The organism is Serratia symbiotica, from assembly GCF_000821185.2.
Lineage (GTDB): Bacteria > Pseudomonadota > Gammaproteobacteria > Enterobacterales > Enterobacteriaceae > Serratia > Serratia symbiotica.
Window position 1 is genome coordinate 337079 of record NZ_CP050855.1, and the last position, 19988, is coordinate 357066.

Genomic DNA, 19988 nt, shown 5'->3' on the forward strand with positions numbered 1-19988 from the left:
AGAATCAAGGATCTACGGATGCCGCGCCTACCTTTCTGCCTGACAATGCTTGCCGCCACGCTCGCGCTGTCATCATGTTCACTGAATGAAATCAATAAAATGGACAAAGAGGCCATGGGTCAGGCTAACACCGCTCAGCGTGTTCTGCATAGCCAGCAGGCCGTGTCACAGCCCTCGGTGATCTGGTCTGATAAGCCGTGGGTTAACCTGCAGCCGGTTACACCCGTGGTGTCCACGCCAGATGAAAAAAATCTCCCTGCCTGTCAGATAACCATTAACCGTCCTGACGGCATCTCATTGCCTGAACTGGGGCAGCGGGTCACGGCACTCTGCGGCGTGCGCGTATCTATAACGCCGGATGCAATTGCTGCACTCGGCAACGTGACCAGCGGTAGCGTCATCACCTCGCAGATGGGTAGCCAACTGCCCGCGCCAGACGATAATGGTCGAATACCCCTGTCGCAGATGGGTGGGGCTACTGCTCGGCAGAGTGTTTCGCTTATCCATGGTCTGAAGTATCAGGGCGATATTCGCGGCCTGCTGGACATGGCCGCCAGTGGCCTGGGGCTTTCATGGCGCAGCGATAGCAACGGCATCTATTTCTATCAGTTAGATACGCGTACGTTCCAGCTCGTTATCCTTAACACCAAAATAAACAGCAGCGCCTCGATCACCTCCGGCTCCGGCAACCAACTGGGTAGCGGCGGCGGCTCGACAGGAGGGACCACGGGCGACGTCAGTTCGAACCAGAAAACGGACTACGGCATGAACAGTGATCTGTATGCAGATATCCGTAAGACCATCGAGCAGATGGTGACACCGAAAACCGGTCGTTTCTGGCTGTCAGACGCCACCGGTACGCTGAGCGTCACCGATACCCCGGATGTGCTGGAGCGCATTGGCCGCTATATCGAATACCAGAACAAGGTGCTGAGCCGCCAGGTACAGCTCAATATCCAGATTGTCAGCGTCAGTCAAACCCATAACGAGCAACTGGGGCTGGATTGGGGGCTGGTCTATAAATCGCTGCATAGCTTTGGAGCCATCCTGACTGGCTCTATGGTGAATACCTCTTCTTCCGCAGCCAGCGCTGGCATTTCGATTCTGGACACCGCAACCGGCAGCGCCGCGAAGTTTTCTGGCTCCAGTCTGTTGATTAAGGCTTTGTCAGAACAGGGCAACGTCAGCATGGCGCTGAACCAGACCGACCCCACCGCGAACCTGACCCCCGTTGCTTATCAGCTTTCCAGTCAGAGGGGGATATTGTCCAGTTCCAGCTCCACCGCCACCGCGAATGTCGGTGTCACGTCTTCCATGACCACCACCACCCTCACTACTGGCCTGTTCATGACCATGTTGCCATTTATTCAGGAGAGCGGCGATGTACAGCTGCAGTTTGCCTTCAGCTACACCAGTCCGCCAAAGATTGAGAGTTTCATCAGTCAGGATGGCAACACCCGTAACGATCTGCCCACTACTTCTACCGAGGGGCTGGCCCGCAAGGTCAACCTCCGTTCTGGACAGACTCTGGTTCTGACCGGCTCCGAACAGCAGAACGTGTCATCCGACAAGCGGGGCACGTTTACGCCGGGCAACTTTATCCTGGGGGGAGGCCAGAACGGCTCACGCGGGCGTACCACGCTGGTCATCATGATCACCCCCGTTCTGTTGAGGTAGCCATGTTTTTACGTAGAAGATCAGCCCTGCGCCCCGGGGTGAAGATTTTTCATCGCCGTCGTGACTGGATAGCGGGCCTACGCTGGGAGCCGCTGCGGGGCAATGTTTCGTTTCTGATGTGTGGAAAAAAATACCCAGATACGCACGGTATTGTCGTTGGCCGACGTATTGCGGCGATGGCGGGATTCGTCTCACCGGGACGCGTGCGCCGCAGCATGTACTCCCTGGCCGTGGCATTCCAACTGGCTGAAGGCGAGAATGCCTGGGGGATTTACCGCCTGAGCCGGGAACAGGATCTGTGGGTATTTCTTGCAGTCAGCGGCGGGCAGCTCTCTGTCATGGGTGACGTGACAGGCTCGCGTGCTTTCGTGGAGTCTGCCGCGCAGAACTTTTTGCGTTTCAACGATGCCGATGCGCCGGGGCGGCGCTGTGCGGCAACGGCGGATGATGGAAAAGACGCCACGCAGTTGACCGATAGACTTACCCGGCCTCAGCTTAGGCGTTGCCGGCTGCGTAAGCGCCTGACGTCTGCCGCCGTTCTCTTGTCTGTAGTCGTGATCACGGCGATATCTGTTGCTGGCGCTTACTGGCATGACACTGTGCAGCAGAAAGCTGAACAGGCAGCTGCGATGGCCGCTTTTCGCGCCCGGCAGGCGATGACACGTGAAAAACCGGTCACGCCGGTGCGTGCACCACATCCATGGGTTTCTCAGCCGTCGGTACAGGCGTTGCTCAGCCATTGCTGGCTGACTCGTGCACCGCTTTATGCATCGGTTGCCGGCTGGCGCTTTGATGACGGTGAGTGTGTGCCGCAAGGCCTTCGCCTACGCTATGTTGCCATGCCGGGCTCTACCGTGGAGGATTTCTCCCGGCGTGCCCGTGAGTTGCTTGGTCACGCCGCAATATTTAACCTTCAGGAAGGCGGCAAAAGAGGCGATGTTTTTATCCCTTTCCCTAAAACGTTTGCACCGGATCTTGGGGAGGAAGCTTTACCCAGTGCAGATGCTCAGCTGATGCGCTTTATCTCCCACCTGCAGCGGCGCAACCTGGATGTGACGTTTACCGAAGTCAGGCCGCCAGCTGTTGCACCGGGACAGGTTCAGTTCACCCCGATTCAGGACTGGCGAGAGTTTACCTTCTCAATCAGCGCACGCCTGCAGCCGGAACGGCTGCTGCAGGGCTTCGATGCCTCCGGGCTTCGCCTGACAAGCGTGTCGCTCACCATGAGCCCGCAGGGGCAGTTTCACTACACCATCAAGGGGAGCATTTATGCGCAGAACTGACTCTGTCCGCTACCGCCTGTTCCTGTCTGTGTTGTTCAGTGGACGGGTGTTGGCAGTAGATGCACTGCCTCCAAACGTCACGATCGGCGAACTTGAGGCTGCACAGGCACGCAATCTCATTTTGGAGCAGAAGGTGCAGACCGCCCGTTTGCAGCAACAGCTTCGCGAGAGTGAGTTTCCGCAGTCTCCGAACCGTAATTATCTGGCCAACTCACTGCAACCTTCCGCCCCGCTGATGGCGTTGCCGACAACAGCGCATGCTTCTGACACCTCAGCAGATAAATTGCGAGACAGCGTTCGGTTGCAGGAAATTTATGGTCGCGGCACGCAGCTCCGTGCGCGCATTGTCCTGCCCGACGGTGGCGTGACAGAAGTCGTAAAAGGTGACCAGATCCCTGGTACGTCAAAACGTGTCATAGAGATCACGGCTACGGTCGTGCGCCTCAGCGACAACTCCGACCTGTCCTTCTGAGGTGATCATGACACCCGATAAAGACATCATGGAGTTTGTATTCGTTGAACGGTACCCTACCCGTGGTGTGATACTGCTTGTCGACGGCAACCGGCGCAAAGAGGCGGCCATTCAGCGCTGGGTGATGGATGTTACGCGCGCGTATCCTGGTGCAAAAACAGAGTTTGTGTCACTGAGTGAGCTCAATCGCCGCAGGGAGGCTTCCGAACGTCAGGGGTATGGACTGAGCCAGGGTGTCAGCGAAGCCGATCTAAAAAGCCGCGACGTCAGCGTTTCGCAGGATAAGGTCATCAGCTATTTCAAGTTGGCACAAGAGTTCAATGCTTCTGATATTCATCTCGAAATCAGTGCCGACCGACGACTCACCATTGTGCAGTTGCGTATTCACGGTGAGCTGGAAGTCGTGGATGAGGTTAAATATGAAGAAGGCCTGACGCTGGCTTCAACCATATATATCTCAATGTGTGATGTACGTGAGCAGTCATTCTTTGCTGGCCGTGAGCAGTCTGGCCGCATTGATGCCAAATTTGCGCGGCGCGCCGGTCTTTTTGGTACCCGCTACGAGCACCGTCCAACACCGGATGGACTGATTGTGGTCATGCGTACCATCCCCGATGACGGCGATAACGTGCCGACGTTGCAACAGTTGGGTTTTCTTGCCGAGCAAATCAGCCTCATCATGCGGATCCTGCGACTCCCGGAAGGGATGGTGCTGTTAACCGGTCCAACGGGATCGGGGAAAAGCGCCACGCTACGGGTGTTTAGCGATATCTGGCTTAACCTTACCGGTGGAAAGAAACGCCTGCTGACGCTAGAAAACCCGCCTGAGGGGCGCATCCGTGGTGCCATTCAGACGCCCGTAATGCCGGAGGATAATTCACCTGAGGCCATCAGTCGCGCCTGGAGTAATGCCAACGCTTCGGCGCTGCGTCTCGATCCTGACGCCATCCTGACGGGTGAAATGCGCGACCTTCATTCACTGATAGCCGCTATCTATGCCAGTGAAACGGGACATGCGCTATTCTCGACCCTGCATACGCAGAGCGCGATCGGGGCGCTGCGTCGCATGGAGCACTTTGGCGTAGACCGTCATCTCATTGCGGACGCGTCACTTGTTACAGGTCTTGTAGGTCAGCGACTTGTCCCACTGCTATGTGAAAAATGCCGTATCCCCTGGGTAGAAAAAGCCCCTGAGCTTGCGAGTGATATTCGCACCCGCCTGGAAAGATACTGCACCGTTGAAGGGGGCTGTGAGCCCGGCAAGCTGTATTTTCGCAACCACGAAGGGTGTGACCATTGTCGTAAGACAATCCCGCTGACTGGCCGCATCATCAGCCGTGGTGTGACAGGTCGCACGGCCATTGCAGAGGTTGTACGCACTGATGCCCGCCTGATGCAGCTCTGGCTTTCGCACGGCCCGGCAGTTGCCCGGCAGCACTGGATAAACCAGGGGGGCATCACCCGCCGTATGCACCTGATGCGCTATCTGACGGAGGGGCGCGTCGATCCGCTGGAAGGTGATCTCATCTGCCCGCTGGATGAAGACGACCTCATGAAGTGTGAGGTGCCGGATGGCTGCTAACCCCCTTTTTTATCCCACCCGTGACATGTCACTGCCAGAAAGGGCGCGCTATCGGCTGGTAAGGGCCACCTTCTCCGGCCAGTATCGGCAGCCATTCTATGAAACCCTGCGCTTCCTGTTGGAAAACCGCAAGGCGCTGAAGGACGCGCTTACCATGATAGGTGACGTCCATACTGATTTCGGTACCCGCTGGCATCCGTATCACGAACTGGTGCAGGACTGCGTAGAAGGCCTAAAGGACAACCGCCCGGGTCGTGCCCTGCAGGATGTGCTGGCCGTCTGGGCACCGGTTGAGGAGGCGGCACTCATTAGCGCTGGCATGGAGACCGGCAGCATTCCCCGTGCGCTGATGCAGGCCGATAAGCTTATCGTCGCGCGTCGGCGCATACTGACGCAGGTGATATTCGCCTCTGTCTTCCCAACTGCGCTCGTCATCTTGAGCGCTGGTCTGCTCAGCGTCAACAATCTTGCCCTGGTGCCCTCCATGAGCAAAATCTCAGATCCCGAACGCTGGACCGGGGCGCTCGGGATGATGAACGGGGTGGCACAGTGGACCGGTGATTGGGGCATGATGGCGGCAGGTGCCACGGCAGGTATTATGTTGCTGGCCTTCTGGTCACTGCCGCGTTGGCGCGGCAGGCTAAGACGCGTTGCTGATTACCTGTTGCCCTGGTCGGTTTACAGTGATCTGCAGGGCGCTGTTTTCTTGATGAATATTGGTGCCCTGCTGGGGGCTGGTGTACCGGAGCTGAAAGGCCTTCAAACGCTGCACGGCTTCGCCTCACCCTGGCTTCAGGAGCGCATTGAGGCAGCGATGGATTGCATGAGCGAAGGCAATTCGCTTGGACTTGCACTGCGCAATAGCGGCTATGACTTCCCCAGCCGGGAAGCGGTAAATTATCTCTCACTTCTTGATGAAGGCGACAGTGCGGCGGATCTCATCAGCAACTACGCCGACCGATGGCTAGAGCAGGCACTGTCACGTGTGGCGCGCCGCGCCAATGTCACCAAACTTTTTTCCCTGGTTCTGATTATGAGTTTCTTCTTACTCATCCTGCAGATGGTGATGCAGATTCAGGAGATGAACACTTTCAACGTACAATAAGGAACAACCATGTTAGTTCAGACATCAGATCGTCATCAGCCAAAGCCCGACCGTGGATGGGGCATTCTTGAACACGGCAGCATTGCCCTTGTAACAATTGTAGTACTTGCCATTGTGGGAGCCATGGTATGGGGATTGTGGGGGAAAAAGTCTGTCGCGGTGGAAACATCAAATCTCCAGGCCATCGTGACGAATGCTCAGCAGCTTAAACAGGGCCAGGGCGGGTATAACTTTACCAGCGGTACCACCATGACCGGCACGCTGATTCAAATCGGCGGTGCCCCGAAGGGGATGACTGTTCAGGGAACAACCAGTTCCGGCACTGCAACGCTCTGGAACAGCTACGGTGGTCAGGTTGTCATTGCCCCGGTAGCCGCGAACGGATTCAACAATGGCTTTTCGGTTACCTCGCATAAAGTCCCCCAGGCAGACTGTATCGCGATTGCCACGCAGCTCGGTTCCGCAGGTGCCTTTAGCGCGATTACCATCAACAGCACGGCATACAATGATGGCGTCGTCAGCACCGAACTTGCCGGCAAGGCCTGTTCATCTGACACGGGAATGACCGGTAACAACACGCTCGTTTTTATCCATAATGGTTGATGACATGCTGCGCCTGTTTGCTGTTCCGCTGATAATTTTGTTCTGCCCCCATGCGGGGGCATTCTGCTTTGAGGCGGCAGGCGCAAAATACCATATTGATCCACTTCTCATAAAAGCTATCGCTATTGGTGAAAGCACCCTGCATGCAGAAATTACCAATACAAATAGTGATAAAAAATCTGGCCGCGCACTGAGTATCGATTACGGGCTGATGCAGGTGAACTCCACGCATATCCCGAGGTTGATTGCGCTGGGCTATATTGGCAGTGCGCAGGAACTGCTGACCCGTCCCTGCCTGAATGTACAAATCGGGACATGGATCCTGGCGAAACATTTTCAGGTCTGTGGCATCAGTTGGAACTGCCTCGGCTCTTACAACGCCGGTTTTCGTAAAGACCGACATGAAACCCGTGAGTCTTATGCCAACCGTATTTACGCTATCTACCGCAGACTTTTGCATCAGGAACGGGAAATTAAATGATGACGCTGCTGACGCTGAGTATGCCGTGGCCCTATCTGGTGGTCATTTATCCGCTTTGCCTGCTCGCCTTTCATGTGATGGCACAGCAGGTTCGCGCTACGCTTGTGACGTTTGCGTCGTGGAATGACTGCATCACAGCCGTGATCATCTGGCTGTATGCCGCCGCGGCAACAGGCATGATAATGGCACCGGTGCCTGCCGTAGAACGTTTGATCCCCCTGCTGCTCAGCCTGTTTCTGTTTCGTATGACGCTCACTGACGCCCTGACGGGATTTCTGCCACGTGAAATGACAGTGAGCTGCCTGCTGGCAGGCATGATAGCGGCTCTCGGCGTGCCAGGGTTTTGGGAGCACTCATTGTCTTCAGCCTCTGCACTGTTGATATTCGGCGGTTGGCGTTTTGTGGCCTCAAAACTGTCCGGTCAGGAGGCCATCGGACTGGGAGATATGTGGTTGGCTGGCGGCATCTGTGCCTGGCTTGGTGGCCTGGGACTGTATGCGCTGCTTACCGGCGTAGTGCTTTTTGTACTGTGGCAGTTGTCAGTGCGCCGTACTACCGAGGGTGGACCGATGGGACCCTGGCTTTGTGCCGGTGCACTTGTCTTGACTCTGTTTACGCTTTATCAGCCCCTGATAACATGGTGACTCTGATGGCCGCACACAAAAATACTGACCGGGGCTGGGCCATACTCAGCACCGGTGCCGCGTTAATTATCCTGCTGCTGGTCAGCGTCTGGGGATATTCGCTGGTGAATGACTGGCTGGCAAAACGCACCTGGATGACCACTGCTGCACAGGTCTCGCGCTACACCCAGGCGGTGAAAAGCTACACGGGACGCTACTACGACACGCTGCTCAGCAGCGCCACCGTAACGGCACCGGTCACGGTGACTCCTGCGATGCTGAAAAACACTGGCTTCCTGGAGCAGGGCTTCAGCGAGACCACCTTCAGCGGTCAGAGCTACCGTGCGGCTATTGTGCGCAACGCCACGAATGCCGACCAGCTACAGGCGCTGGTCTATACCCAGGATGGCGCGGCGTTGCCGTTCCTGGCGCTGCGTCAGATATCGATGGATATCACCACAGGGATGGGCGGCTATATCTGGATCTCAGGCATTGCCACGGGGGCCATGAGCAGTTGGACCGTGCCGCTGGCGAGCTTTGGTGCCAACGCCACACAGGGGCATATTGCGGCACTGTTGACCAGTGACGAGCTGGGCGCAGCGCGTGGCGAGAATGACCGTCTCTATCGCTTCTCAGTGACGGGTAAGCCAGACCTGAACACCATGCATACCAGCATCGATATGGGCGGTAACAACCTGAATAACACCGGCACAGTTAATGCCGTGACCGGCGCGTTTGGCAATGCGATCACAGCTAACAACGATATTCGTTCAAATAACGGGTGGTTTATTACGCGTGGCGAAAAGGGTTGGATCAATGAGACCTACGGAGGCGGATTTTACATGTCGGATAATGATTGGGTCAGGGTACTCAACAACAAGAATATTTATACCGCAGGACAGGTGCGTGGCGACAGCATTCGCGCGGACGGGCGTTTGTCTACGGGAGATGTTCTTCAGCTTGATGGCGTCAACACAGTCGATGCAGGGTGTTCACCCAATGGATTGGTGAGTCGCGATGCGGCTGGTGCCATACTTTCCTGTCAATCCGGTGTGTGGAGTGGTGCAAAAAGCAATGGGCGTTACATTGGCTTAGGTACTTACACGTTACAATATAATGGCTTCAACTCAAGCAACGCCACCATTACTGTGTATGCTTTGGGTGGTAACTCAATCGTCAATAAAGATCTGGGTCATGGTGATGGTTGTAGTAACACGTGGGCGCTATCTGGTAATGCGGGTGGAGTGACTGTGGCCAATGCGGCAGATAATAACCCATCATGGTACAAACCTGGAACAATTTCATTCCAAGTTCCAGCCAATACAAGTTACTCAATTACTTCTAACCCTTTACCCAGTGAGGGATGTTCTCCAGGCAGGTTCACTGCTTATACATATCAGTAGTTACCTATGGGCATAGATCACATAACTAGTAATAGTCGTTCTAGGCATGCGGCAGCTCAGCCAATACCAGTAGAAGTACTCCATTTAGGATGTCCATCGGAACCGGAATAACATGGCCTCCGCCGCCAATTGAAATTTCGTCCAATGCACAATCGACAGTAATGGTTTGGGATGCTACTACCGCCGAAAACCAGTTTGCCATCAGCGGAAAATGGGAACCCAAACAAGTCAATTTCATCCGTATTATTGAGCATTGAGCATTGAGCATTGAGCATTGAGCATTGAGCATTGAGCATTGAGCATTGAGCATGTAAGCTGTTGCTGCTCTGCATCCCCTTTCAGGGATGAACTTCCCTAAAGGGGTTACCTTTCAGTTGAAGGTACTGTTCACCAAAAACGTGAGCCGCATAGTCATTGAGATGCCCCACATCCCGGAAAACAGATATGCCGTTAACCTCGGTCATACAGTGGTTATCGGCGCACTGTACATCTTTTATATCGATAACGATCAAAGACGGATAATCTTTTTTCAGTGCAGTAAACTCTTCGTCAAACCATGAACGCGGCGGAACCGCAACACTCGGGACATTACAGGAACCATCCTGGTAACTTTCCCTGTGTATAATCTTTTCCTTCATGCATGACTCATATCCGGTGGGTCTAGTAAATATCTCTTTCATGACCACAGGAACAGCGCCTGATTTAGTTATGATGTTGAACGCGTCCCGAAGGGCGATATCCAGTCGGGTTTTCGCCAGTTCAGGGCTTCGGGCGTCAGAGGGATGATTAATAATTTTATCACTGACGTACATGGGCCATAATTCTCCGATGATGACGTAATTGAAATGCTCGGAGGCTATTTTACGGTAATACTCATTCGTATTTATATGACACTGGCTGTAAACAGTGTTGTGGTGTATCCACCAGTCATATTGGTAGAGGCCGGGCAGCGTCAGGCATGTTGCCGTACTGCGCGCGGTCACGGCCAGTCCAGCATCCCGCGCAAGAACGTTCAGGAACATCCAGTAATGATTTGAATTGGAGTCGCCGATAAAAAATGCTTTGCTGGTAGGATGAGATGAGCCGAATGTGCAATGCTCGTCTGAGTATTTACCCTCAGCATCATCGGTCAGGCAGTCCGGCCGGTTACCCGCCAACTGCTTGTATTCATTCTGCATGTGAACTGCATGCGCGAATGTGCTACCAAAACGCCACGGATAGAATTCAAATTTTTTGCCTGCCTCGTAAATTCCGGTTGCTATTAACAGTGGAAGCACGATGAGCAGTCCTGAGGTGATCCATAAGCTTGTCTGTGTTTTCCTCAAGGGCATTTCAATTAGACTGTACGAAGCACACGCCAGCAGAAGTGACGCGCAAAGCACTGTGGTGAGGGCTATTGTGTTACTGAACATGTTCAGGTAGTGCAGAGTAGCCAGACCTGGCCAGTGCCAGAGGTAAAGCGAGTACGAACGCTTGCCAATGCCTGTTAAAACGCGGTTAGAAAGTAAATGTGACATCAGGGTTTGTTTGTGTTCTCCGGATATAATAAGAGCACCGGAGGCCAGAACGATAATGATCGTATACCCATTGGGATACCCGGCAATCACATCGGTTTTGATTGCCAGCGCGATAATACCTAACAGCGATACAACGCTAGCTACATGAGCCCCTTTCTTGCTTATTTTGAGCCTGCCAAACGCGAGGCAGCTTCCTATCTGCAACTCAAAACATCTGGAGAGGAAGTCATAGTACCTGTCGGTATGTGATGTTAATGACAGATATATTGTCATAAAGGTGAGAAGCAGTGTTGCAGCACAGCAGGCCAGAAATGTGTTATTTCTTCCCACGTACTTTAATGCGAGATGCATGATTAGCGGAAAGCACAAGTACCACTGCCATTCCACAGAGAGAGACCACGTGTGAAGCAATATGAGATAATTTGCATCTTCTGATGCATAACTGGTTGTTACATCTGAGAAATATTTGTTTGAGGTAAAAAATAGGAGATTTTTGACGCTGTGAAGAAATGTGTTGAAATCATCGGACAGGTAAAAAATGCCGCTAATAATCAATGATAAAAGTACGATTACAAGAAGGGAAGGCTGTAAGCGCCATATACGGCGATTATAAAAGTCACTAATACTGAACTTTCCTGATTCGAAATTTCCGAGAACTATTCTGGTTATTAAATAACCGGATATCACGAAGAAGACATCTACACCAATAAATCCTGAGGCGATGGTGCTACATCCTGCATGAAAAAGTATTACCAGGGTAACGGCTACGGCGCGTAGTCCGTCAATATCACTACGGTACTTCATTATAACCTCGGTAAATTGTTCTGATTTTGTTATTCATGGCTTGCAGCCTTATTCTACCCTGTTGGACATGGCGGCGGGGGATACCTGACCTAAATACTTCCCCTGAACTTTATTGCCCCCCTGACAAGTTAAGACAGCGCTATCCTCCAGCACTTACGTATGAATACCTTCTTCGATGCTTTCTTTCGCAGCGGCCAGATTGGTCACCTCACCTCTGATCTCACCGCCATGGAAACACGCCTTAAAGCCGTGGGGAGGCGTGCGGTTTCCCTTTGCGGAAAATGATATTCTGTGCTTTTGTGTTAAGTTATACCGTCTGGCATGGTTGGATTACTTGTTTAAAGGGGAAGTAAAAATTAACAAGTTAGTAAGTGTTCAGATGCTCAGGGGACTGGCCGCGATGGCGGTTATGTTTTTTCATTTCAGATGGAATATTAACCTCGTTTCTCCCAACGTTGGTGACGCCTTGTTTGGCTGGGGGGCGATGGGTGTCGATTTGTTTTTCATCGTCAGTGGCTTTGTACTGGTGCTGTCGGCAAAAAATTTGCAGCCAGGCTGGCCAGCTGTTGTCCATTTTATCAAACACCGGCTAGTGAGGATTCTGCCGGTTTATTATTTTATCCTTGTTGTCTCATTCCTCCTTTGCGGCGCAATGAGCACTTTTCACTATGAGGATAAAGTTATTAACCTGATGAGTGCCTTGCTGTTTCATCCTGTACTGCCCGATCATGCACCTTTTTATGTTAACGACAGTGGGTTCTATGGCGTCAGGTGGACACTGAATTATGAGCTGGCATTTTATGGCATGATGTCATTGTGCCTGTTTAGTAAATATCGCTGGTACTTACTTTTCACGGCTTTCTGTTTCCTACAGTTCATCCTGCCATCACTCTCTGGTCAGCAGCCTTCACTGGCTACACAGGGATATCAGTTCTGGTCAATTTACCTCCAGTTGCTAACAAACCCGCTGATGGTGATGTTTATCCCCGGTGTGTTTTTGGGGTTGGCATATCCGTACCTTAACAGCATACCTGCGACACTAAAACGGCTGATACTGATCGCAGCGGTGGGTTGTAGTATCTACTTTATCTTTGTCAGTCAACGTATCTGTCACGGCATAGACGGTTCGGGCTGGTATCTGGCTTTGTTGCTAATGGCCTGCGTGATAAATGAGGATCTGTTTAAGAAATATACGCCTTCATTCTTCATTCTCACAGGGAATGCCTCTTTCTCTCTTTACCTAATCCATGGCCTGATGAATGACGGTATTGGCAGTAGGTTTGCGACACTCGGCATTGAAGATGGCATGCCGCGCTTTATTGCGTCCTCGGTATTGTCGATTCTGCTGGCCGTGGTCTCTTACCGTTATCTGGAAAAGAAGCTGAGCGGATCATTTTTAAAAAAAAAGAATGTTCATTCCGTTGAAGACAGATACGCCTGAGTTAGAGGTGAGTAATACCCGATGTATTCAGTGCCCGGATTAGGGAACTGAGCAAAGTCAGTCATTCTTTTTAAACACTTATTGCAGCAAAGGGTGTCCGCAAATGGGCACCCTTTGTTTTACCTGCAAGTAAGAACTTGTAACTTAAGGCCTGCACGGCTAGATGCGAAACTCCGTGTTCTTCACACTGGTTTCGCGAATGAATGCTTTACTGGTAACAGAAATGGCAAAGTCCAGGAAAGCTGTTTGCAACCCGTAACTATCGCTTAGGCGAACATTCAACCCACCGGATAAAAATCTTCAGTAATGGCTGATGAGTTAAACATCGCCAATCAATCACGCTTTTAGCACCTTATGGCCATTCTGCAGTAGCCATAAGGAATTCAGAAATGTCGCTCAGTGATGCCATACAAGACGAAAGGGTTGGCGGGGAATTGCCTCCAGAGGAGGCCTTACCCAACGCTTTTCGCTGCACACACATAAATATCAGACGCATTGCCCGTACCGGTGCCGTTGCCCTGCTGGTTGTGGCGCTTACCGGGTCTCTTGTCACGGCATGCGTACTGGTCAGTCAGCTTTCTGAGCTGACTATTCGCGTCAATACCCTTGATGCCGCCTTTCGCAGTGGCCAGATTGGTCAGCTCACCTCAAATGTCACCGCCATGGAAATACGCCTAAACACACTCGAACAGCAGGTTACCGAGCTGGCGAAACTCCCGGCTGAGGTGCAGTCAAACAGCGAGGCACAGGCCACCCTGCGTGAAGCGCTGCAGCAGTTGCGTGATGCTGACATCGGCAACCGCCAGGACGTGGCGCAGGTGCTGACGCGCATCAGCACGCTTGAGCACGATGTGCAGCAGTCCGCGGCAGCGTTAGGTGAGATAAACCGACAGCTTACGCAGAAAGCTGTCGAACCGGAAAAGGCGAAAGTTGCCCCGATCGAAAATACGGCGACGCCTGTAAAAAAGAATAACCGGTCAGCCAGGCGAGCGGCGACGCCGGTTGCCCCCTTTGTGCTGACCGGCATTGAGCATCGTGGGGGGCAAACCTTCGCCGTGATCATTCCGCGTGGGGTATCGGAGATATCAGCCATGCACCTGCTCTCACCAGGAGACGGCATGATGGGTTGGACGCTGCGGGCCACTGAAGGCAAACGCGCGGCTCTGTTTTTGGTAAGCGGCAGCGAGCACCGGCTGCTGGTTCAGTAAGGGAGAAATGTCTGTGATAAAAAAAACAGTTCTATCGGCAACCCTGTGTGTTCCGCTGATATCCATGGCTGCCATGGTGCAAACGCCCTCCGCACAGAGCGGCATTTCTGCACTGCAGGAGTCCGCCACTGGACAGCAGAATTCCCAGTGGGGGCTGTCTGACAGCGACTGGAGCCGCTATCAGACGCTGATGAAGGGCGCGCGCGGGATAATGTCGCCGGGCTTAGATCCTCTGACAGCGCTCGGTGTTGAAACCGATAACAGCACCGAGCGCCGCCGCCTGGCCGAACTCTGGGTAAAACATGAATATCAGCGCAGCGAAAAAGAACTGGCGTTCCAGCGAGAAATTAACGCCGCCTGGCTGCGCCTGCATCCAGAGACGCTAGCCGTAAACATGGGTAGCAACACTGCCGGTATCGCGCACGATACGCGGGGGCGTCTCGCGCTGTTTGTAAAAGAGAATTGCTCCCGCTGTGATACGCGCCTGGCAGCCGTTTTGGCAGACAACCGACCCGTTGATATTTACCTGGTGGGCGGCGACAGTGACGAATTTATCCGTATCTGGGCCGTGCGCCACACTATTCCGATTGATAAAGTGCGCAGCCGACAGATTACGCTAAACCGTGACGGAGGATTGTGGCTGCGTTATGGGCAGGGCCAGATGCCGGTGATCCTGCAGCAGGGGGAAAACGGATGGCAGCTCGCCGCATTCTGATGAGGGTCACCGCCGCACTGTGGTTTGCCAGTGCTACCTGCACCGCAATGCCTGTCGATGGCGGCAGTGTGCAGGCCGTTCCCGATGCCTACCGCCAGATAGCGGCCATGGAGCGTGTACCGGCCGAGTCGCTCTATGCGCTGGCCATGGTCGAAAGTACGCGCAAAACCGCCTGGGGCTCAAAGCCATGGCCCTGGACGATTAACGTAGCAGGAAAAGGATATCACTATGACACGCGCGAGGAGGCCATGGTTGCGCTGTTGGGGTTTGTGCAACGCTGGCCGCTAAAACGCATCGATGTCGGCGTGGCGCAGGTCAACCTTGGCTGGAACGGCCATTTCTTCCCGTCCATATGCGATGCCTTTGACCCCCGGCTCAATCTGCGCGCGGCGGCGCAAATTCTCCGTGCCTGCTATGACGCTCGTCCAGGCAGTTGGGTCAGGGCAGCGGGCTGTTACCACCACCCCGCAGGTGGTCAGCTCGCCGCAAACTATATGGCTATCGTGCGACGCAAGCTCAGCCAGATAGCGCAAGCCGATTCCGCCGCATTCAAAGACCAGTCGGTCACGCTGGCCATCTCCTCTCTTACCTGGATTGAACCCCAATGAAAAAACGCTGTTCCCTGAAGGTGTTGCTCTGTGCTGTGCTGCTGGTTGGCACTGGCAGTGCCGGTACTGCGCTGGCCCTGACCGTGGTCGGTGACCTCGGCGGTGAGTCAACCGCACCGCTGTTTGATGCGATTAATGCGGGCCCCCGTGCCACGCCAGCGAACCGCCCGGCACTGCAGCAACCGCCCAAGTCCTTATCCATTTCTGACATGTTGCCGGTCAGCACGCCGGAGATGACCCCCGGACAGGTTGCTGCCAGACCGTTAAATCTACCCGGTATGCCGCCGGTATTTATAGTCGGCGATGACCCCAGCTCACGTCAGTGGCTGGAAACTCATGCAGCCAGCCTGCGGCAAAGCGGTGCCACCGGCATGGTGGTCAACGTGAGCGATGAGGCCAATTTGAACGCGCTGCGCCAGCTTGCACCGGGTCTCAGCCTGGTCCCCGTGCGCGGGGGCGATCTGGCTCGTCGTCTACAGTTGGCGCATTACCCTGTACTCATTACCGCTTCGGGAATGCAGCAGTGATGCCTGTTGATCTTATTGCACAGATGCTGTGGGCGCATCCGTTCCAAGCAGCGGTGCTCGTGGTACTTGTGCTGCTGTTGGCGCTTCAGTCATTTGGTCTGTTCACGGCGCGGCATCGCAGGCATCGCCGCTATCAGGAACAGGCAGCCCGGGCACTGCAGCGTCTGCCGCAGCTGCGTGACGATGCGGCGCGCATCGTCTGGCTGAGGAAAATGAATCCCTACGTGTTTGAAGAAATGCTGTTAAGCGCGCTGTCCGCCCAGGGACACCGGATCAAACGCAACGCCAGTTACAGCGGCGATGGCGGTGTCGATGGCCAGGTCTGGATTGACGGGCAGCGCTGGCTGATTCAGGCCAAACGCTACGCCGCCACCCTCAGCGCGGCTCACGTCAGTGACTTTGGCCTGCTCGTACGGCGTGAAGGCTGTCGCGGGTTGTTTATTCATACCGGCCGGACCGGCGCTGTCTGCCGTGAAGCTTTCAGCCACTACCCGGCTATCACCCTTATCAGCGGTCAGAACCTGCTGATGCTGCTGTCAGGTGACGACCGCTGGCAGCATTCCCGCAAACAGCCAGCACCACGGCGTACTACACCCAGGTAGCGCATCAACAGATACCGGTTCAGTCTTATCCCGTCAATGTACTAAGGAGTCATCATGCGTCTGTCCAGTAAATCCATCTATGACCGGGCGATTACGTTTCGTAAGAGTTTTATATTCGCCGTTATCGCTGAGCTGCTGAATTTCACCTTCAGGGCAATCATCTTCCGGCCGCTGCTGATTATCTGCTGCATTTTGCTGGTATTACTGACGGCGATACCCGTCGCCGTCTTTATCAGCCCGTCATTTACGGAGCCTGCGGCAATGGCCGGAGTTGTCAGGGGGGCGCACCTGATACCGCATATGTGGCCCTGGCTGTTTATGACGGGATTGATGTTTGAACTGGTCTCCATACTGCACCGACTGACCGGCTGGCCGTGGCAAGAAAACACCTGTGGCGAAAGTGGGAGCGGAAGATGAGCAATCGCCATGTCATGGAGTCTCTGCTGCGCCCCGCCGTAGAGCTGTATTCCGCTACTGTTGCAGGTAGCGCCACCTACATTTGCTTGACCGCTCCTTGGGCGGTGGCACTCGCTCCGTCTGTAAGTTGGGTCACCGCTGCCGGTTTTGGCGTGTTGGCGCTCAGACGTACCGCGCAGGGCATGAAAATCCTTCGCTATCGTCGCAACATCCGTCGTCTGTCACGCTACGTGCTGACCAGCGATCAGATACCGGTCAGCCGCCGCCAGCTGTTTCTCGGCAGAGGATTTCAGTGGTCGCCGCGTCACACCCAGCGCCTGATGGAGGCACGTCGCCCGGAATGTGAAGTTTACGTACAGCCCTCCGTGCTGTACCGCATGGCGCGTCAGATGGAAAAAAAGATGGAGTTCAGTCTTCCCTGGCTGTGTCGGCTGACCCGCTCGGATTCGGCGCTCAACCCGTTACGCCCGCTGCCACCGGTGGGGGGTAGCCCGATATACCATGGTGTGGAGCTGGACGAAACGACGGTGACCTATGATCTGAATGAACGCGTGGGACATATGCTGGTCATCGGTACCACCAGCGTTGGCAAAACCCGTCTGGCAGAGTTGCTCATCACCCAGGATATCCGCCGTACAAACGTAGCGGGCGAGCATGAGGTGGTCATCGTGTTTGACCCCAAAGGCGACGCTGATCTGCTGCGGCGCATGTACGCCGAGTCACATCGCGTCGGTCGGCAGGATAACTTCTGGGTTTTCCACCTCGGCTGGCCGGATATCAGCGCCCGTTACAATGCCGTTGGGCGGTTCAGTCGCATCTCTGAAGTGGCCTCCCGCGTGGCCGGTCAGCTCTCCGGCGAGGGCAATTCTGCCGCCTTTCGCGAGTTTGCCTGGCGTTTCGTCAACATCATTACCCGGGCGCTGGTCGCGCTAGGCCAGAGACCCGATTACGGCCTTATCCTGCGCTATGTGACCAACATCAGCGAACTGTATGAAACCTATGTGGAAAACCTGCTGAGAGAAAAGGCCCCCCAGTTGATGACGACCGTTGAGGCCATGATGCAGAGTGGTCTCAGCGAGAAGGATCTGCCGCGTCACCTGCAAGACAGACCCAACGGCCTGAAAATCTGGGTTTTCGAGCAGGTATTGGGTAGCCCGGAGGGCAAAAAACTCTGGGATCCGGTACTGGATGGGCTGCGTAGCGCCGTCCAGTACGACCGTACCTACTTCGATAAAATCGTCGCGTCGCTGCTGCCGTTGCTGGAGAAACTCACTACCGGCAAGACCGCGGCGTTGCTGGCACCCGATTACACCGATCTTGACGATCCCCGGCCCATACTGGACTGGCACAACATCATCAAGGCACGCGGCGTGGTTTACGTTGGTCTAGATGCGCTATCCGACCCGGTGGTCGCTGCGGCGGTCGGCAACAGCATGTTCGCCGATCTGGTGTCCGAGGGAGGGCACATCTATAAGTTTGGCCTTGGCGATGAGGACAAGGGGAGATCCGGCAAGGTGGCCATCAACCTGCACTGTGACGAGTTTAACGAACTGATGGGGGATGAGTTTATCCCGCTTATCAACAAAGGTGGCGGGGCGGGCTTTCAGGTGACCGCCTACACCCAGACGCTCTCCGACATTGAGGCACGCATTGGCAGCCCGGCCAAAGCGAATCAGGTGGTGGGGAATTTCAACACCCTGGTGATGTTGCGCGTGCGGGAGAAAAATACCGCCATGCTGCTCACCGACCAACTGCCCGACGTCGATGTGTATCAGAAAACACTGACCTCCGGCGTGACGGACGTATCGCGTCCCGGTGAGAAAACGGACTTTAACAGCAACGTGAATGACCAGGTGAGCCTGGTCAAAGTGCCGATGATAAGCCCCGCCGATATCATCAACCTGCCCAAGGGGCAAGCCTATGCGCTGCTGGAAGGTGGGCGGCTGTGGAAAATCCGCATGCCGCTGCCGGCCGACAATGATGATCCGCATATGCCAGCAAGTCTTGAGCAACTGGCCGACAACATGGAGAAAAACTACCGCACCGACGAAACCTGGTGGACCGGCGGTGATATGTCGTTCGCGGGAGGGGGGGATGTCGCACCATAATGTCGATCATGACCGGCGCAGCGCACCGGCACGTCAGCAGCGGGCCGGGCCGTTTGGCCTGCTGCTGTGGGATCTGCCAATCAGCCTTATCGGTATTTTGTTCGGCTCTCTGCTGGCCAGCCTACTGATTGAGTATGTCTGTATCGCCTTGCTGTGGCCGGATGAGGGGGCTGCACATAGCTATCGTGTGATGGTAGCGGAAAGCCGCTGGCTGTCTGAGGGATACACCCGCAGCCTGCTGATGGCTACCCCGGTGACCACGGTCTGTCACTGGGTTTACGCTGCTTGGCAGTGGCTTTTTGTAGACAGCGGACTCAGCGGCGGGTTGCAGTCGTTTAAAACGCTGAGCGAGGAAGGCAGCGGGATTATTCCCGCGCTCAATGGGCTGGGAGCCTCACTGGTGAGTGGGTTGGGCGTGTACCTGCAGGCGACGATATGGGTCACGCTGATTTTCTTTATCCGGGTGATGATCCTGTTTCTAAGCCTGCCGCTTTTCTTGCTGGTCGTGATAACCGGGGTGGTGGAGGGGCTGGTGCGGCGCGACCTGCGACGATACGGGGCAGGATATGAATCGAGCTTTGTGTATCACCACGCGAAACGCTTTATCAAACCGGCGCTGTATGGCCCCTGTATGTTTTATCTGGCATGGCCGACAGCCGTGTGGCCGAACTTGCTGCTGCTCCCTTCGGCACTGCTGGTTGGTGGGGTACTGGCGGTGGTCACAGCCTCATTTAAGAAATATCTCTAGTCGTTATTGTCCGCCCACGGTTTTATTTTTACCAAAGCGATAACAATTTCCAGCTGTAACCCCC

The 19988-nt window shown here is 54.6% G+C and carries 19 protein-coding genes; 18 read left to right on the forward strand and 1 reads right to left on the reverse strand.

Annotated elements, in window-relative coordinates; all coding sequences use genetic code 11:
• Positions 1-18 precede the first annotated feature (18 nt).
• From pilN to pilV, 9 genes are read left to right on the forward strand one after another with little or no spacing between them, the layout of a single operon-like run.
• Positions 19-1677, forward strand: a complete 1659-nt coding sequence (gene pilN / locus SYMBAF_RS01720; RefSeq protein WP_040264308.1) for a PilN family type IVB pilus formation outer membrane protein — start codon at positions 19-21, stop codon at positions 1675-1677.
• A 2-nt stretch (positions 1678-1679) separates the two neighbouring features.
• Positions 1680-2960, forward strand: a complete 1281-nt coding sequence (gene pilO2 / locus SYMBAF_RS01725) for a type 4b pilus protein PilO2 (protein WP_082026864.1) — start codon at positions 1680-1682, stop codon at positions 2958-2960.
• Positions 2947-3432 carry a type IV pilus biogenesis protein PilP gene (pilP, locus tag SYMBAF_RS01730; protein WP_040264307.1) on the forward strand — a complete coding sequence of 162 codons (486 nt, stop codon included), beginning with the start codon at positions 2947-2949 and terminating at the stop codon, positions 3430-3432. The genes pilO2 and pilP overlap by 14 nt, the downstream gene beginning before the upstream one ends.
• 7 nt (positions 3433-3439) lie before the next feature.
• On the forward strand, positions 3440-5014 hold the full coding sequence (locus SYMBAF_RS01735) for a GspE/PulE family protein (RefSeq protein ID WP_040264306.1): 1575 nt from the start codon (positions 3440-3442) through the stop codon (positions 5012-5014).
• Entirely contained in the window at positions 5004-6119 is a 1116-nt protein-coding gene (locus tag SYMBAF_RS01740) for a type II secretion system F family protein (RefSeq protein ID WP_040264305.1), read from the forward strand. The genes SYMBAF_RS01735 and SYMBAF_RS01740 overlap by 11 nt, the downstream gene beginning before the upstream one ends.
• A gap of 9 nt (positions 6120-6128) precedes the next feature.
• The gene (locus SYMBAF_RS01745; RefSeq protein ID WP_006709174.1) at positions 6129-6722 is read left to right on the forward strand and encodes a type 4 pilus major pilin; all 594 of its coding nucleotides are present in this window, start codon (positions 6129-6131) and stop codon (positions 6720-6722) included.
• Positions 6723-6726: 4 nt separating this feature from the next.
• A complete protein-coding gene (locus tag SYMBAF_RS01750; RefSeq protein ID WP_040264595.1) occupies positions 6727-7203 on the forward strand; it encodes a lytic transglycosylase domain-containing protein in 477 nt (158 codons plus the stop codon).
• Positions 7203-7847 (forward strand): prepilin peptidase, encoded by a 645-nt coding sequence (locus tag SYMBAF_RS01755; RefSeq protein ID WP_040264594.1) that lies wholly within the window; start codon positions 7203-7205, stop codon positions 7845-7847. Before SYMBAF_RS01750 ends, SYMBAF_RS01755 begins: the two co-directional genes overlap by 1 nt.
• Before the next feature lie 5 nt (positions 7848-7852).
• Positions 7853-9229, forward strand: a complete 1377-nt coding sequence (gene pilV / locus SYMBAF_RS01760; protein ID WP_040264304.1) for a shufflon system plasmid conjugative transfer pilus tip adhesin PilV — start codon at positions 7853-7855, stop codon at positions 9227-9229.
• Between the two features lie 338 nt (positions 9230-9567).
• Here the strand turns inward: pilV and SYMBAF_RS01765 are convergent, their stop codons facing one another.
• Positions 9568-11550, reverse strand: coding sequence for an acyltransferase family protein (locus SYMBAF_RS01765; RefSeq protein WP_040264302.1), 1983 nt, complete (start codon positions 11548-11550; stop codon positions 9568-9570).
• A gap of 175 nt (positions 11551-11725) precedes the next feature.
• Between SYMBAF_RS01765 and SYMBAF_RS01770 the strand changes: the two genes are divergently transcribed.
• From SYMBAF_RS01770 to SYMBAF_RS01810, 9 genes are all read left to right on the forward strand, one after another.
• The gene (locus SYMBAF_RS01770; protein WP_040264300.1) at positions 11726-12991 is read left to right on the forward strand and encodes an acyltransferase family protein; all 1266 of its coding nucleotides are present in this window, start codon (positions 11726-11728) and stop codon (positions 12989-12991) included.
• Positions 12992-13380: 389 nt separating this feature from the next.
• Positions 13381-14199 carry a kinetochore Spc7 family protein gene (locus SYMBAF_RS01775; RefSeq protein ID WP_082026863.1) on the forward strand — a complete coding sequence of 273 codons (819 nt, stop codon included), beginning with the start codon at positions 13381-13383 and terminating at the stop codon, positions 14197-14199.
• 64 nt (positions 14200-14263) lie between these two features.
• Positions 14264-14914, forward strand: a complete 651-nt coding sequence (locus tag SYMBAF_RS01780) for a TIGR03759 family integrating conjugative element protein (protein WP_264082056.1) — start codon at positions 14264-14266, stop codon at positions 14912-14914.
• A 47-nt stretch (positions 14915-14961) separates the two neighbouring features.
• Positions 14962-15522: a transglycosylase SLT domain-containing protein gene (locus SYMBAF_RS01785; protein WP_226020414.1), complete on the forward strand. Its 561-nt coding sequence runs from the start codon at positions 14962-14964 to the stop codon at positions 15520-15522.
• Complete coding sequence (locus tag SYMBAF_RS01790; protein ID WP_040264296.1) at positions 15519-16049, forward strand: integrating conjugative element protein; 531 nt, start codon at positions 15519-15521, stop codon at positions 16047-16049. The genes SYMBAF_RS01785 and SYMBAF_RS01790 overlap by 4 nt, the downstream gene beginning before the upstream one ends.
• A complete protein-coding gene (locus SYMBAF_RS01795) occupies positions 16049-16651 on the forward strand; it encodes a restriction endonuclease (RefSeq protein ID WP_040264294.1) in 603 nt (200 codons plus the stop codon). Before SYMBAF_RS01790 ends, SYMBAF_RS01795 begins: the two co-directional genes overlap by 1 nt.
• 54 nt (positions 16652-16705) lie before the next feature.
• A complete protein-coding gene (locus SYMBAF_RS01800; protein ID WP_040264293.1) occupies positions 16706-17068 on the forward strand; it encodes a hypothetical protein in 363 nt (120 codons plus the stop codon).
• Positions 17065-19176, forward strand: coding sequence for a type IV conjugative transfer system coupling protein TraD (gene traD, locus SYMBAF_RS01805; RefSeq protein ID WP_040264291.1), 2112 nt, complete (start codon positions 17065-17067; stop codon positions 19174-19176). Before SYMBAF_RS01800 ends, traD begins: the two co-directional genes overlap by 4 nt.
• A complete protein-coding gene (locus SYMBAF_RS01810; RefSeq protein WP_040264289.1) occupies positions 19163-19924 on the forward strand; it encodes a TIGR03747 family integrating conjugative element membrane protein in 762 nt (253 codons plus the stop codon). The genes traD and SYMBAF_RS01810 overlap by 14 nt, the downstream gene beginning before the upstream one ends.
• The last annotated feature ends 64 nt before the right edge of the window (positions 19925-19988 follow it).

Coding starts and splice junctions, on each gene's coding strand:
- pilN (WP_040264308.1), top strand. CDS start 19: ATGCCGCGCCTACCTTTCTGCCTGACAATGCTTGCCGCCACGCTCGCG.
- pilO2 (WP_082026864.1), top strand. CDS start 1,680: ATGTTTTTACGTAGAAGATCAGCCCTGCGCCCCGGGGTGAAGATTTTT.
- pilP (WP_040264307.1), top strand. CDS start 2,947: ATGCGCAGAACTGACTCTGTCCGCTACCGCCTGTTCCTGTCTGTGTTG.
- SYMBAF_RS01735 (WP_040264306.1), top strand. CDS start 3,440: ATGACACCCGATAAAGACATCATGGAGTTTGTATTCGTTGAACGGTAC.
- SYMBAF_RS01740 (WP_040264305.1), top strand. CDS start 5,004: ATGGCTGCTAACCCCCTTTTTTATCCCACCCGTGACATGTCACTGCCA.
- SYMBAF_RS01745 (WP_006709174.1), top strand. CDS start 6,129: ATGTTAGTTCAGACATCAGATCGTCATCAGCCAAAGCCCGACCGTGGA.
- SYMBAF_RS01750 (WP_040264595.1), top strand. CDS start 6,727: ATGCTGCGCCTGTTTGCTGTTCCGCTGATAATTTTGTTCTGCCCCCAT.
- SYMBAF_RS01755 (WP_040264594.1), top strand. CDS start 7,203: ATGACGCTGCTGACGCTGAGTATGCCGTGGCCCTATCTGGTGGTCATT.
- pilV (WP_040264304.1), top strand. CDS start 7,853: ATGGCCGCACACAAAAATACTGACCGGGGCTGGGCCATACTCAGCACC.
- SYMBAF_RS01765 (WP_040264302.1), bottom strand. CDS start 11,550: ATGAAGTACCGTAGTGATATTGACGGACTACGCGCCGTAGCCGTTACC.
- SYMBAF_RS01770 (WP_040264300.1), top strand. CDS start 11,726: ATGCTTTCTTTCGCAGCGGCCAGATTGGTCACCTCACCTCTGATCTCA.
- SYMBAF_RS01775 (WP_082026863.1), top strand. CDS start 13,381: ATGTCGCTCAGTGATGCCATACAAGACGAAAGGGTTGGCGGGGAATTG.
- SYMBAF_RS01780 (WP_264082056.1), top strand. CDS start 14,264: ATGGCTGCCATGGTGCAAACGCCCTCCGCACAGAGCGGCATTTCTGCA.
- SYMBAF_RS01785 (WP_226020414.1), top strand. CDS start 14,962: ATGCCTGTCGATGGCGGCAGTGTGCAGGCCGTTCCCGATGCCTACCGC.
- SYMBAF_RS01790 (WP_040264296.1), top strand. CDS start 15,519: ATGAAAAAACGCTGTTCCCTGAAGGTGTTGCTCTGTGCTGTGCTGCTG.
- SYMBAF_RS01795 (WP_040264294.1), top strand. CDS start 16,049: ATGCCTGTTGATCTTATTGCACAGATGCTGTGGGCGCATCCGTTCCAA.
- SYMBAF_RS01800 (WP_040264293.1), top strand. CDS start 16,706: ATGCGTCTGTCCAGTAAATCCATCTATGACCGGGCGATTACGTTTCGT.
- traD (WP_040264291.1), top strand. CDS start 17,065: ATGAGCAATCGCCATGTCATGGAGTCTCTGCTGCGCCCCGCCGTAGAG.
- SYMBAF_RS01810 (WP_040264289.1), top strand. CDS start 19,163: ATGTCGCACCATAATGTCGATCATGACCGGCGCAGCGCACCGGCACGT.